This is a genomic window from Reichenbachiella sp. MSK19-1 (assembly GCF_003590315.1).
Taxonomy (GTDB): Bacteria; Bacteroidota; Bacteroidia; order Cytophagales; family Cyclobacteriaceae; genus Reichenbachiella; species Reichenbachiella agariperforans.
In genome coordinates this window covers 1,351,780-1,368,662 of record NZ_MIER01000002.1, presented here as the reverse complement: position 1 = coordinate 1,368,662, position 16,883 = coordinate 1,351,780, and the positions used below count along the sequence as shown (strand labels likewise).

2 protein-coding genes are annotated in these 16,883 nt (G+C 45.3%); both read left to right on the top strand.

The window, feature by feature from the left end; translation table 11 throughout:
• Positions 1 to 30 precede the first annotated feature (30 nt).
• Positions 31 to 15,924: a PKD domain-containing protein gene (locus BGP76_RS05510; RefSeq protein WP_119843905.1), complete on the top strand. Its 15,894-nt coding sequence runs from the start codon at positions 31 to 33 to the stop codon at positions 15,922 to 15,924.
• Complete coding sequence (locus BGP76_RS05505) at positions 15,924 to 16,880, top strand: type IX secretion system membrane protein PorP/SprF (RefSeq protein ID WP_073118557.1); 957 nt, start codon at positions 15,924 to 15,926, stop codon at positions 16,878 to 16,880. The genes BGP76_RS05510 and BGP76_RS05505 overlap by 1 nt, the downstream gene beginning before the upstream one ends.
• Positions 16,881 to 16,883: the final 3 nt, after the last annotated feature.

Below are 16,883 nucleotides of genomic sequence, written 5' to 3'. Positions count from 1 at the left end.
TTCCAAACCAAACTGATCACCTAACCCTAGATGTTAAAGCGCCTTACCATCAGCACTCTGGCTCTGTTTACCAGCCTAGCCTCTTTTGCACAATCAGCAAATTTCACAACCGATTTATCAAATAACGAAAGCTGTGGGGCTACATCAGTCAACTTCTCAGTTGATGACGACACAGACATCACTGATTACAGCTGGGATTTCGGAAATGGAGAACCAGTCTCTACTAGTGCTACCGCAGGAACTACCTATCTAGAACCAGGAAACTACACAGTAACCTTAACGATCAATGGAGGGGCTGAATCAAGCCAACAAGAAATTATTATCTATGCCAAGCCAGAACCTGAATTCATAGTTGATGGAGGTGATGATTCAGGGTGTATCAGTTCAACTTTAGATGTTTCGTTCGACTACACAGGTGTAGTTCCTCCAGTAAATGGAGGAGAAATTGTAGCTTGGGACTGGTCATTTGGGGATGCAAAAGATCCCATTAGGCTATATGCTAGTGAGGGCAACAATGGAGACATTACTTATACTTATAGTGGGTATGGTTCTTTCAACGTGGTAGTCGGTGTACGTGATGCAAATGGGTGTACAGCATCCTACGTACTACCCAACGCAGTTAGTATTTATCCAGAACCAACATCAGATTTCACCTATAGTTATGACGAAGGATGCAGCTTTCCGTTGGACGTACAGCTCACCAACTCCTCCACAGACCCCACCTCCAGCATCAACTTATTCCTCTGGACTGTCACTGACCTTAGTAACTCAACTGTAATAGAAACAAGCACAGATGAAAACCCTATCATCACTCTTCCCACTGCAAAAGATTATGACATTAGCCTAGAAGTCACAAATAGCCCTGGTTCATGTAGCAATGAAAGTAATCAAACACTCAGTTTTGAAAACAATGTTGCTGTTTTCGTCTCAGACAAATCTGAAGTATGTGTTGGAGAAGACATTCAGTTCACCAGCACTGTTACAGATGGACTAGGAGGCACTCCTGGTATCTATCATTGGGATTTCGGAGATGGCAATACCGCATCAGAACCCAACCCTACATACGCCTACAGCGACGACACAGGCAGTCCATACACCGTTGCTCTAACTGTCACATTTAGCAATGGCTGTCAAGAAACAACTGCACAAGAAGACCTAATCATAGTAAATAACATAGGTGAGCCTGTAGTGAGTGTCAGCAAAGAGGAACTCTGTGATCGAGAAGAGATTACTATCTCAACTAACACCATTGGCACTAAATACTACTGGGATTTTGACTATGATGGCACTACACCTGATTTTGACACAGGTACATCGACAGGTACTGTCACACACTCTTACCTTTCGGAAGGACTATATGATATCCTAGTACAAGTGCAAACTGCTGAGGGATGTCAAAACCAAGGAATATTCTCCTCAATTCTAGTAGAGTTCCCTAAACCTGCCATAGAAGTCTCCGAAGGCCACTATGGCTGTGTCGGTGATCTTGCTAGTTTCGACGCAAGCGGCTCAACGAACACACTTCCTACTGGCAGTAACGCTATAGTGAGTTATAGTTGGGACTTTCAGAACGATGGAATGATAGACCAAACAGGTTCTAGTCCTCTAGCAGAAGACATCCCTTTTAATGAGGAAGGTAAATTCGACGTAGCACTAACTATAGAAACCTCCGATGGATGTACTAACACCATCGTATACCAAGATGCAGTAGAACGGGGCTATGTTCCGACTGCTACTTTCACTTCTTCCACGAATACAGAATGTGTAGACACAGGTATCAGCTTTAACAGTACCTCCTCACGCAACGATATCGGTACACAACCTATTGATAGTGTAATTTGGGATTTTGGGGACGGCACTATCGTCAGTGGAAATCCGCTAGAAGACCCCAGCCTTAACAACCCCTCTCATGCCTACTCAGATGATACGGAAGATGGATCACCATCTGGAGGTTACACAGTATCACTTACTGTCTTTAGTGATGGTTGCCCTTCTAATATCGCTACAGATGTCATCAATATCACTTATCCTGTTGCACGATTTGAGTATCCAGATTTAGGTCAATGCTTTGCTGCCAGTGATATTGTATTCACAGCACTAGATGGTGCTAATTTGAGTGAAGGAGTAGATGAATACCGTTGGGATTTTGGAGATGGCAGTCTAGAACCTGGACCAGACAACACAGCCTTTACCGTTGGAAGTGACCCTAGTACGACACACCAATTCACCAAAAGAGGCAACTACACCGTTGTCCTTTATGTCAAAAACAATACCAGTGGATGCATAGACACTTATTCATCTGTCATACCCGTAACTTTTGCGATCCCTAACTTCACTACATCAGACTTGATCGTATGCTATGACGCTGATGAAGTGCAGTTTGTCAACCGATCCGTCTCCATAGCTGCGACGCCTAGTTATAGCTGGGACTTTGGGGCTGACGCTACTCCGGCCACTTACGATGGCGCTACCCCACCTGTTGTTATTTATTCCTCTCCTGGACTAAAGACCGTGACATTATCCATGAATGAAAACAATGGGTGCCCTGTAAAAGTAGCTACCCAAACAGACTATATTGATGTCCGTGGTCCGATCACGGACTTCTCAATTGTTTCGGACAATGCCGACCCCAATGTTCAGTGCTTAGACCCAGAAGAAAGCCTCACGTTCACCAGCAACAGTACTGCCAATGGCAATACAAATATAAGCTGGGAGTGGGATTTTGATGAAGGAGCCAATCCTCCAACAGTCAGTACTGACAACCAAGACCCGATAGAGGTTAGTTACTCTACTACAGGATTAAAAACGATCTCTTTGACCGTCACCGATGATGCTGGCTGTGTAGATACAGAGATTAAAACAGATGAAATAGCCATTCCAAACCCTAATGCAAACTTCGGTATAGGGAGTGAAAACAAATGTATCACTGAGAGCATTACCATCACTGATCAATCCAACACCAGTGGACTAAGTAATATAAGCGACTGGGAATGGGATTTCGGAGATGGTGCTACGCCAGCGACTTTCTCTGGTCAAAACCCTGGATCAGTGGTCTATGCTACAATCGGTACAAAAACCATAACCCTCACCATCACCAATGAGGACGGATGTATGGATATATCCACACAAGATCTTGAAATCTATGAGGCTAATGCTTCTTTTCCTGCTGTCACAGAGACGGGCTGTGCTCCATTAGAAGTTACTTTTGAAGACACGTCCGTAGACGCTGTTTCTTGGCTGTGGGATTTCGGAGATCAATTCAATTCTACCTCCACAGAGCAAAATCCTACCTTTATCTACATCTATCCTGGCACCTATGACGTCACACTGACGACTGTCAGTGCTGGTGGTTGCCAAATTACCGTCACTGAAACGGCAGTAGTGACAGTAGATGGCCCTCAGTATGACGATTTTAGCTATATACTAGATCAAGTGTGTATCAATGAGGATGACAATCAATATCCCGAAGCGACATTTACCATAACTGGCCTTAGCGACACCAAGTCTCTGCGTTTGGATTTCGGGGACGGGACAGTTGTTTATGAAGAAGAGTTTACAGATGCAATGAATCCAAATAGTGGCAATCCAGTAGTCGTCACACATCAATATGAGACCTTTGGAACTTTCAAACCAAAGCTAACCATCGCAGATGATCCAGCAAGTCCAGATGCATGTGGTGCTTTCGTATACGTACCTGAAGTACCGGAGCTCATCATCAGTCATGATACAGAACCTGTTTTCACCTCCAACTCCGTACAAAACGAAACATGCCAAAATGTAGCAATTCAATTTCAAGACAAAACGCAAACGGACGGTGGATTAATCGATGATCGCTATGCGATTACAGACTGGTTATGGGATTTTGGTGATGGGACAACCTCTACCGATAAAAACCCTAGTCACAGCTACGCCTCTACTGGTACTTATCAAGTCTCTTTGACGCTCACTACCGAACTCGGTTGTGATGGCACGACCACTCAATCTATCGAGATCGTCGGTGCACTGAGTGACGACACGCCTGGGACTAGTACAGAGATATGCGCAGGAGAAACGCCTACACTTGATGCTAATACCCCAACAGGAGGTGAAACAAGCATAGCTTATCAATACCTCTGGCAAGTCAGTTCCAATCAAAGTACTTGGTCTGATGCTCCTGGCATCAATGATGGAGAAGACTACACGATCACCGCTAGCAATCCTACTGCTACCACGACCAAATACTATCAGCGCATCACTACGTCTCTCAATTGTACAGCTGTATCAGGCATGTTCACAGTGGTTACTGATCCGAGCACTTTATCTGGAATATTGTCTTCGGATCAAAACGAATGTTATGGCAACAATACTTTCCGACTGGTCTTAGAAGCCTACAGAGGAGAGATTTTGGATTGGGAGTCGGATACCAATGCAGACTTTAGTACGGCTACTTCCCTTGGTATCACTTCAGACAGTTACACTTACAGTGACCTAACTGGCACTACTTATTTCCGTGTATCCGTTCAAAGTGGGGTTTGCGAACAAGAATACTCCAACACTGCTACTATCACCGTCCAAGATGAAATTACAGGAAATGTAATTGACCCAGATATTGCTGAATGCTCGGACACAGATCCAGGCACACTCACCGCTACTGCTGTAGCAGGTGGAGCAGGATCTGGCACTTACTCCTACCAATGGCAAAGCAGTTCGGATGACAGCAATTTCTCTGATATAAGTGGAGCGACCAGTGAGAATTATGCACCCGGTATTCTCACTAGTACCACCTACTTTAGACGAATAGCTACCTCTACAGGCACGAGCACATGTAGTGTAACTAGTGAAAGTTTAGAAATCAACATCACCCAAGCACCCAAAACTGACCTCACAGTACTTGCCCCAGCGGTATGTGACGATGAAGACGCTGTAATTACCATTCAAAATTCAGAATCTAGCTATACCTATGAAGTACTCAACACGAGCGATGCAGTCGTCGGTACGGGTACTGGAAATGGCAGTGACCTCAACATCACAGTCGCAGAAGCTGACTTACCTGATGGGGAGACCCAATTTGATTTTGTGATCCAAGTCACCAATGGGATATGTGTTCGCGACTTCCCGAGCAATACACTAGACATCAATGCTGTACCTGATTTAGATCTAATAGTGACACAATTCGGAGATGTCTGTAACGGTAACGACGGTCAAGTCACTATCGCATCAGCAGAAGACGGCTATACCTATGAAATCCAAAACACAGATCAGAGCAACAAGGTAGTAGCTACTGGCACTGGTGACGGCACTGACCTCTTACTCACCATCCCATCTAGCGAACTACCTAGTTCTGGCACATTCAACTACCAAGTTACCGTACAAAATGGCGCTTGTGGAAAAGTTCTAAACACCACTGGGTCATTTGACATCATCCCTACTCCTGACAATAGTCTAGCAGTATCCGACCCTACGATCTGTGAAGAAACACTCCCTACTACAGTCGACATCATTGTCTCTAATGCGGTAAGTGGCGTAAGCTACCAGCTTCGTGAAGACTTAGGAGATATTAATGTAGGTGCAGCACAAGAAGGCACTGACGGAGACTTGACATTTAACATCACAGCACCAAGTGTAACGACTCTTTACAACGTACTCGCTACCTCGACCTCCACAGATGGAACTCCCGCCCTATGCGACGGTATCGAACTCACCAATAAATCCAAAGTCACCATCATCCCAACGCCAGCGATCGACCTGACCGTAAGTGACCCTACTATCTGCGAAGGAGATGATGCCACTGTCAACTTGGACAACTCTGAGGTAGATGTACTATACACCATCAGACTAGAAGATGACACGGATGCTACAGGTACTACCACGCAAGTCAATGGTACAGGAGGTACGGTCAGTTTCACTGTCAGTACCACTACAGACCAAGTCTACGAAGTAGTCGCACAATCTACCCTAACTGGTGATGCTGGTTTATGTGCGGAATTTGTCCTCACAGATCAAGCCACTGTGACGGTACGTCCTACGCCCGAGACTGACGCCACCCTAGTCGTCAATGATTTCGAGTATTGCGAAGAAGAAGTAACTGTAGCAGCATCTGTTCCAGACCTAATATTTACCGTTACGGATTCAGAACTCAACGTCAACTATAGCATCAAAGAACAAGGATCCGCTAGCTACATTGAAGCAGATGTTCCTGGTAATGGAGGAATTCTTACCTTTTCGGGCATTCCTGCTCCTAGTACGACAACTATATATGAAGTATACGCGCGTGACAATGATGCGGCCGATAGTGGGCTTTGTCCCTATTACCTCTTAGAAGATACTGGCGTAGCAACTGTCGCACCTATCCCTAGCCAAAAAACAGTCAGCGATCCAGTAATATGTATTGGTGATGCTGGAGAGATCATCCTCAGTAATTCTGAGCTAAATGTATCCTATCAATTGGCTTTAGCTGATGGTTCTTTGGTCGGACTACCTGTAGCAGGTACGGGCTCGGATATTACTTTTTCGATATCCATCGTAAACAATACAACCTTCTATGTCGCTGCAACCTCCACCCTAGTTTTAGGTTGTGAAACTGTGATCATGTCCGACAATGCAGATGCAGTGGTCATCCCTATCCCTGATGCCAGCGTAGATTTTACAGCTTCAGACGCTGAGGTATGCGAAGGGCAAGAAATCACCTTCACGATAGCTACAGAAGATGAAGTCACCTATCAAGCCAAAAAGAATGGTGTAGCACTAGGAACACCTATCTCTGGAGATGGCACACCGCTGACTTTCACAGACACACCAGCAGCCTCCGCAGTCTATACAGTAGAAGCTACACCTAGTACGCAAAACTCACTCTCGGCTGATTGTGCGACTATCCAGTTGTCCCAATCCATTGGAATTATAGTAGTAGGACCGATCGCATTTGATCAGCAACCTACTGACCAGACCCTATGCTCTGGCACAGCTACTTCCTTTGTATCCCAAGTCTCTAACAACGGAGACGGTGGCGCACCCGAATTACAATGGCAAGTCAGTACAGACAACGTCACTTATACAGACCTTAGTGATGGTGCGGTATATACTGGGACACAAACAGAAAACCTATCGATACTAAACACGACAGGACTAGATGGCAACTACTACCAACTCATTGCCAGTATCGGTTCGTGTGAGGAAAATTCTGACCCAGCCCAACTCAATCTAGGTACGATACCGGATTTGGCGGGGTTTGCCTTATCGGTCGACGACTTGTGTTTGGGAGAAGAAGCAGAAGTAACTGTCACTGGGCTTTCGGACGGAATCTATGACTTCACCTATGACATCACAATCTCTAACACCGTAAGTGATGAAACAGTAGAAAATATAACTGTGACAGGAGGAACTGCGAATTTCAATGTATCAGCCGACTTGATCACCAACGATGGAAACAACTCCTTCTTTATCACCCAAGTTGACTACAGTACTGGGCAAGGTTGTGGTTCGGTAGCTACCGCAGAAGATAACTTCATTGTCTTCCCACTCCCAGATGTGACTGGGCTCAGTGTCGTAGCAGATGATATCTGCGCTGGTAATGACGCAGTAGTGGATGTATTTGGCAATCTCGTGGACGGCTCTTACACCTTCACTTACGATTTATCGGGTGCTAACACCGCTACTGGACTTACGGCAGATGTAGCTACGATTGGTGGAGAAGACACTTTTACCATCCCGAGTACCAGCTTGAGTAGCAGTGGTGCAACCGTGATTTCTATCACCAAAGTACAATACGTTACTGATGAGCAATGTGCGACCACAGCAGTTAATGCCAATACTCAACTGACCGTAATCAGTGCACCTGATGGAGCTACCCCGACGCTCGATGACTTAACTGTATGTGAGGGAAACAGTGGACAACTAACCTTGCACAATTCACAAACCAATGTCAGCTATCAACTAAGAGATTCTGATGGTGACGATGTAGGCTTGCCCCTTCAAGGTAACGGTGGTGATATATTCTTTACCATCACTCCTACGAGCAATAGCAACTACAGTGTGTTCGCTAGTTCATCTGTGGTTACTAACTGTACTGGCGTAGTACTGGCGGATCTAGCTACTGTCACGGTAATCTCAACACCTACCGCAGACTTAGAAGTAGTAGGCGATACGCCGATCGCATGCTTCGGAGATGAAGCTTCGATCACAATCAAGGATACAGAAGTCGGCGTGAGTTATCAGCTCCGTGCCAATGGCATAGCTGTCGATGGATTTGTATTGGTCGGTGATGGCACAGATCAGTCTTATGCAGGCGTACCTTCCAAATCAGCCGTTTACTCCGTACTAGCGACTCCAACCACTCAAGACAGTGATGCCAACAATTGTAACAGTATCCAATTATTGGATTTGGTGACTATCCAAGTCGATGGCCCTATCGTCATCAATGCTCAGCCCGACGATGTAACAATTTGCTCTTCGAGTCAAAAAGTAGCCTTCACTACAGATATAGACAATCAGGGTGATGGAGGAACTCCAAATTACCAATGGCAATCCAGTGCTAACAATACGACATTCAACAATATATCAAATGGTGCGGTATACGCTGGTGTAAATACCCAAACCCTGCAAGTGCTCAACAATACAGGGCTTGACCAGAGATACTACAGACTTAAAATAACCACTGCGCAGTGTGAGTTATATACTGATGCAGCGCTGTTAAGTATTACTGCATTGCCAGACACAGATGATCTAGCACTCACTACCACTGATGTGTGTGCTGGAGAAGATTTGGTGGTAGATTTCACGAGCAACCAACTCGCCGACCAATCTTATCAATTCACTTACACAATCACTGGCAGCAACTATTTTGGACCTACTGAAACCATCGTTTCGGTAACTAGCGGCAATGGGTCAGGTTCTTTCACAGTTCCTAGCGAGCAAATCAGTGACATAGGCACTACAGTCGTCACAGTCACAAAAGTAGATTATGAATCCGGCCAAGCTTGTAGTGTATTCGGGCTCTCTGCCGCCTCTACATTTGAAATAGAAGCAAATCCAAATACGCAAAACCTATCTATTGACGGTACCGATATTTGTTATGGTTCGGATGGAGAAATCGTGTTCAATGGTCGTTTGGCAGACGGCAATTACCAAGTCATTTATAACCTCTCAGGGGCTAATACGGTAAGCGATCAAACTACTACTCTCACGATGAGTAGCAGAACAGGTACGGCTTACATCCCAGCAAATCAATTAACCAATAGTGGTAGTACCGATTTCGAATTAACCAACATACGCTATGCCTCCGGCAAACAATGTAATGTCACAGCGGAAGATGAAACAGACTTTATCGTCTTAGAAAACCCAGTATTATCTGGCGAAACGCTAACTTCACCTCAAGTATGTATCGGTGAATCCGTCAGCATCACTTTGACCAACTATCAAACAGGCTTTAATTACTATATCCAACGCGATGCGGATGGAGTCAGCGTAAGTGATTCGCTATCTAGTACAGATGCTATAGCGAGCGAACTGATATTTGACTTATCCCCTACTCCCATGGTTACCGGTACTTATAACCTTATAGCTTATGCCTTGGGAGCAAATCAAGCCTGTACCAGCGTCGAGCTTTCTAGCACGAACATAACCATAGTACCTGTACCAGTGACCAATACCATCACTGTGAGTACTTCTGATGCTCAAATATGTGCAGGTGAAGATGTAACGGTCAACTTAGACAATGCCGATGCTTCAGTATCCTATCAGCTCCAAGCCAATGCAGTCAATATAGCAGGAGCAGTCATTCAAGGAGTATCAGGATCGCAGAACTTCCCTATACAATCACCTACGAGTACGACAAATTACCGTGTCACTGCTACACCTTATGTAGGTGGATCAACCACTTGTGATACCGAACTACTCACTAGCAGTACAGCTGTAGTCGTAGAAGGGCCTATCACATTTGACGTACAACCTATGGACGCAACGATCTGTGATGGATCTCCAGTTCAATTCACGACTCAAGTCACAAACCCTAGTGGTACAACGACCTACCAGTGGCAAGAAGACAACGGAGGTGGCTATGCGGATCTCTCTGAGGCAGGTGTCTATCAAAATGTGACATCACAGGTACTAACCATCACGAATGTAACTGGTTTGACTACTAATCAATATAGGTTAAAAGTAACTACTGCTGAATGTGAGAGCTACTCGAATGAAGTGACACTCACTGTAATGTCTACACCAGATGTATCAGGCATCACTCTGTCTAGTGATGATGTTTGTCAAGGACAAGATGCCACTGTATCTCTAACGGCCAGTAATCTATTGGATGGAACGTACAGCTTAGAATACACCATCACGCCTACTTCATCAGGCACACCTGCCACTTATAACACAACTGTTACACTTGCTTCTGGCGATGCTGGAACGGGAGACTTCATTGTAGATGCATCATTGATAGCAGATGTAGACGAATACACTATTGATTTCACCGAAATCAGCTTAGGGGGTACATGTGCCGATGATCCTGGCGTACAATCCACCTTCAATGTATCCGCTAATCCTGACCTAACGATATTCGACATTACCATAGATAACATCTGTCCAGGTTCAGATGCAGAAGTGAATATTTCAGGTAGCAGTTTAGCCGCTGGTACATATACCGTTTCCTATGATTTGACAAGTGCCAACACGGCATCACTATCTTCCATAGCGACGATAGACGGGTCAGGTGATGGGTCATTTGATATACTCAGTGCCAACTTAGGCACCAATGGAACAACAGTCGTCACAATAACTGACGTAGCTGTCGATAATGCACTAGCTTGCAACACAGCAGTTGGTACTGTATCTGCATCCTTCTTAATCGTACCAGACCCTAGCATATCTAGTCAGATCCTCTCTGATCCGCTATTCTGCGAGGATGACAATACAGTCAATATCACGATGACCAACTCACAAAACAATGTGAGTTATCAATTGAGAGACAACACTACTGACACCCCAACAGGTTCTGCACAAACAGGTAATGGAGGTAAACTTAACTTCAACAGTATTGCAGTAGGTACTACAGATGTTGCTTTCAATATACTCGCTACACCAATATTGGATACTACACCTACCTATTGTGGCAATGCTTTGGAAATATCAGACCTCTCTAATGCCACGGTGATTGCTAACCCAAGTGATGCCTTGACGGTGACCGCTGATGCAACGGATGTATGCGCAGGGGATCTCGTCACCATCACCGTTGCTAATACGGAAACAGATGTCCGCTATGAACTCTATGATAACAGCGGCACTCCTATTGCCGGTCAAATCTTTATTGGTGACGGGACAAGCAAAACCTTTACCAATCGACCAGACGCTACCATCACTTATGTCGTCAAAGCCACACCAAACATACTAGATAGTAACAATACTAGTTGTGGTGAAACGACCCTGACTGACATGGCCACTGTACAAGTCGACAAATTAGAAATCACCACACAACCGCAAGATCAGTACACATGTAATGCAGGTGCTACCCTATCCGTCGTAGCGACCAATGAAGGAACTACCAGCATAGACTACCAATGGTATAGAGGCAGTACGGCTCTGAGCGACGGTGTGGATTTCACGGGGGCTAACACTGCTGATTTGGTAATTAGTGATGCATCAGCATGGAATGAACAAAACTTCCATGTGAACCTATCTACGACTACAGGATGTGATTTGGACTCGGACGAAATTACGTTATATGCACGCAATGCACCTATAACCTCTAATCTGAACCTATCGACTAGCAATATATGTCTAGGTTCAAGAGAAACAGTACAGGTGTCAAGTGACCTCTCCGCTGGCGTTTATGAATTCACCTACAACATCAGTGGTGCCAACGTTAGCACTGGTAATACAGAAAATATCATCATCAATGGGCAGGGCAAAGGAAATCTATATGTCCTCAGCGGAAAACTCACCAGCTCTGGTAACACCAGTATTACAGTTACGGAAATAGACTTCACCTTAGGTATGGGCTGCTCAGTTTCAGGACTATCAGCCACCTCCGCATTTATCATTGAAGACCTACCTAACGAAACAGGACTAAATCTAACCGTAGACAACATCTGTTTGGAAGAAAATGGGCAAGTAGACATCACCAGTTCTCTCGTAGATGCAGACTACTTCTTTGATTACACGCTCACTGGTGCCAATACTGGCAGCTACTCAGGAGAAGTCACGATCAACAGCGGAGATGGTTCGGGGGATGTTGACATCCCTGCCAGTCAACTCACCAATGCGGGCACTACAACCGTCACCGTCACTGCCATTCGATTCGAATCAGGGCAGTCTTGTGAAGCAACAGGTACAAATCTGGCACAAACCTCTTTCGATGTTGAAGCCAACCCTATAATCTCCCAAATGGTCATTCAAGTGGCTAATATCTGTGAAGGGCAAGATGCTTTAATCAATATCACAAGCACACTACCAGCAGGAAACTACAATTTTACCTATGTCACTTACGGAGCAAATGCCGCTGCAGGAACACAACTCGTGACCATTGCTTCGGACGGGTCAGGTAGCTTCACGGTAGCAACTGATGACATCCCTGTACCTGGTGCAATGACTTTCGCCATAACAGCTGTTGCCAATAACACAGGAAACGCTTGTAATATGAGTAACCTCAGCATAGCTGATAAATTCATCATCGAAGACCTACCTAACATCACGAACCTAGCAATGATCACTCAAAACACTTGTGAAGGCGAGCCTGTAGACCTAATCTTCACGAGCAACTTAGTCGATGGCACTTACGAATTGACTTACGAGCTATATGGCGCCAATACAAAAGCTGAAAGCGCGATCGTGGGTCAAGTCACCTCTGGCACAGGCAATGTGCAAGTCACCCTCCCAGAGACCTTTGTGCAAAACCCAGGGTTGACAACCATTTCTTTATCTAACCTGAAGTTCACGGACGGACAACAATGTGGACTACCTCTGGATGTTCAGGCGACTTTGGAAGTCTTAGAAAAACCACATCCTCAAGATTTCCAAATATCTATTGACAATGTGTGTGAAGGAGTCGATGCAACCGTCACTGGTACATCGACAACTCTAGCAGATGGCAGCTATTTGATCCAATACAATCTTGTAGGATCTGATGGTACATCCTCTCAGTCACAGGCTATCACGGTAAGCAGCGGTACGACTACTTTTGATATTGATCAAACCTTGCTAACGGCTACTGGGAGTTACGCTGTAAACTTGACTGAAATCACCTACAGCACTGATCTAAGCTGTACCGAGGATCAAGTATCCACTTCTACCTCTTTCTCCGTGAATAATCTACCTGATGTCTCCAATGTCGCTCTAGACATAGAAAGTCCTATATGTAGAGCCAATGCACCGATACTCACAATCACAGGACTGGAAGCCAGTACGCAGTATACCATCAGCTATGACAACAATGGTACGACGGCTACACAGGAAGTCACTACTAGTTCAACTGGAACAGCAGCACTAACTACCAATAGCCTAACGCAGGATGGCAACTACGAAGTACTATCAGTTGCATACAAAGATGATGACACCAACTGTGCTTCGGATGTAAATATGACACCTGTGTTAGCAGATGTAGGATGTAATCCGATCAGTCAAGACGCTACTGTGTCAGGTCTAGAAGATAATTTAACAGTATTCACCGAAAACGATTTCTACTTCGAAGACCCAGACAACGATGCATTCCAAGGAGTCGTCATCACGAGCCTACCTGTAAAGGGTGCTCTTTTCTATTCGGCCAATCCCGTCACACAATCAGACGTAGTGACTAACACAGCTTATCCAAATAGAAACCTATTCAGATATCTACCTAGCTTTGATGGTAACGGTCAGCCATTTGACTTCTTTACCTTCAAGGTTAAAGACAACTCTGGAGATACAGACACCGAACTGAGTATCGACAACTATACCATGAAAATCGACATCCTCAAAGTAGAAGATGCGCCTGAAGTGGAAGACATTGATTTATCTACCGATGAAGAAGTAACACTGACTTTCGCAGAGAGCAATTTCCTAGATAGTTTCTTTGATCAAGAAAACGAACCCCTGCAAACTATACGCTTCGAATCTCTTCCTCTCGCTACAGAAGGCTTCCTATTATGGAATACAGATACTGTACTCGTGGATCAAGAGTATGCTATAGCCGAAGCAGCCAACCTCACATTCGTTCCTGCTACCAATTTCAGTGGGGATTTGAGTTTCGAATGGAATGGCTCTGATGGAGACTTATTCGCAACGAGTGCTGCTGATATCAACATCACGGTCAACCCGATCAACGATGCACCTATCGCGCAGGATGATGCCTTCAATACCAACGGTACCAACCTCGTAGCAGGTAGAGTCTCTGTCAACGACACTGATCCAGAAGGTGACCCTATGAGCTATACCGCTACCTCACAACCAACCGACGGTGTGTTGATTTTCAATACAGATGGCTCCTTTACCTACCAGCCTAACTCTGGTTTCAATGGTATCGACACCTTTACATACCAAGTCTGTGACACACCAGCCAAACCACTGATCTCACTTTGTGATGATGCGACGGTTACGATCTCAGTCACCGCAGTACTACTCGACTCTGATGATGACGGTATATTGGATATCATCGAAGTAGGCTCAGACCCCTCCAACCCAATAGATACAGACGGTGACGGATCTCCAGACTACCTCGACAAAGACGCTGACAATGATGGCATTGCTGATTTCTTCGAATACAAAAACACGGATTTTGGCATCAGTGGTCGTGTACATGCTACCAACAATGTCTTGATCCCTCTCGATAGCGATGGAGATGGACAGCCAGACTATTTAGATACCGATTCGGACAATGATGGCGTACTCGATATGATCGAAAGTGGCAACATCCTTCCCTCCGGACAGGATTTGGATGGCAATGGCATTGATGATGTATATGACACGCCTGATGGTACATTCACCAACTCGCTGTCTCGTGATCCTCGAGATACCGATGGAGACGGTGTCCGTGACTATGTAGATACTGATGATGATAACGACACCATCCCTACCCTACTTGAAGACCCTGATGGAGACGGTAACGCGACCAATGATGATACAGATGGAAATGGCATACCCAACTATCTAGACAATGACGATGACGGAGACAATGTACCGACCATGATCGAAGATGTAGACGGAGATGGCAACCCTACAGACGATGACACAGATCAAGACGGACTAGTCAACTACCTCGACAATGACGATGATGGTGACTGGGTACTAACCATCAACGAAGACATCAACACGACTGGTAGGCTAGAATTAGCCAGCTACGAATGGTTCGATACCGATGGAGTCACATGGTTACAGGCTGATGGTGACCCTACCAATGATGACACAGATGCTGACGGCATCCCTAACTATCTCGATAGTGACGATGATGGTGACGGGCTATCCACTAGAGAGGAAGATGTCAATGGCAACCAAAACCCTCAGGATGATGATGAAGATAAGGATACCAAACCTAACTACCTCGATTCATCTAATGATGAAGATGGTGATGGCACGCCTGATATCGAAGAGTGTGACCAAACAGGTGATGCAGGAGCAGGACTCACCTGCGACTGTGATGGAGATGGTATACCTAACTTCCTCGATGCGTATGACGACTGTGATGGACCTCTTTTGGTAATACCAAACGTATTTACCCCGAATGGCGATGGATCGAATGATACCTGGAGAATACCACTCATCGATGACCCACTCTATGCTCGAAACAAAGTGCAGGTATTCAACAGGTGGGGAACGAAAGTATATGAAGGCACCGACTATGACAATGTCAATGTGGTGTGGAATGGTACTGCCAATACTGGTTTAGTACCTTATGGAAAGGAGTTGCCTGACGGTACCTATTTCTATTACCTCACGATCGAGGGTGAAGATGAACAATTGTCGGGCTATGTAGTGATTAAAAGATAATGAGAAAGCAACCATCAAATATCGTTTTACGAGTAGCCTTATTCCTGTTGATGATCATGGCGTCTGGAGCTGTCTTTGCGCAGCAGCAAGGCATGTACACGCAGTATATGTTCAATGGCCTAGCGCTCAACCCTGCCTATGCAGGGAGTCATGAAACACTCAGCCTAACAGCACTCACCCGCCACCAATGGGTGGGACTAGATGGCGCACCAAATACGCAGACGTTCTCCGCGCACGCACCTCTCAAAAAAGATCAAATCGCCATGGGACTGCAAGTGTACAATGACAACATCGGCGTATCACAGACCTTCTCAACATTCGTGTCAGCGGCGTACCGAATCAATTTTGAAAAAGCCACGCTCTCACTGGGGCTACAACTTGGGTTTTCGAGTTTCAAATCAGATGTCACCTCACTCAACCCAGTCTTTGACCTCAATGATGTGGCGCTGAGTGAAAATGTCAGAGAACCTTTCAAACCCAATATTGGTACAGGGGCTTACTATTATTCGGATCGATACTACATAGGTTTTTCCCTCCCGACGCTTCTCAACTCGACCATCAATACCTTCGAGATAGATGACTCGAACTTGACCTACAAAAGCGGAGAAGCCAAACGTCACATGTTCTTGACAGGAGGTTACTTGTTTGACCTAGGAACACATTTCAAAATCAAACCCAGTGCATTAATCAAGTATGTATCAGGTGCCCCCATGCAGTTTGATATCAATGCCAACTTGCTGATCGACGAGGTAATTTGGGTCGGAGCATCCTACCGCATTAACGAAAGCATCGCATTTCTACTAGAACTAAACCTGACAGATGACCTGAGGTTCGGATATGCCTATGACTACACCCTCAACGACCTCAGCAATGTCAGTTCGGGCACACACGAGATCATGCTCAACTACCGCGTAGAATTTAAGAAAAACAACGTCACCTCTCCTAGATATTTCTAAACT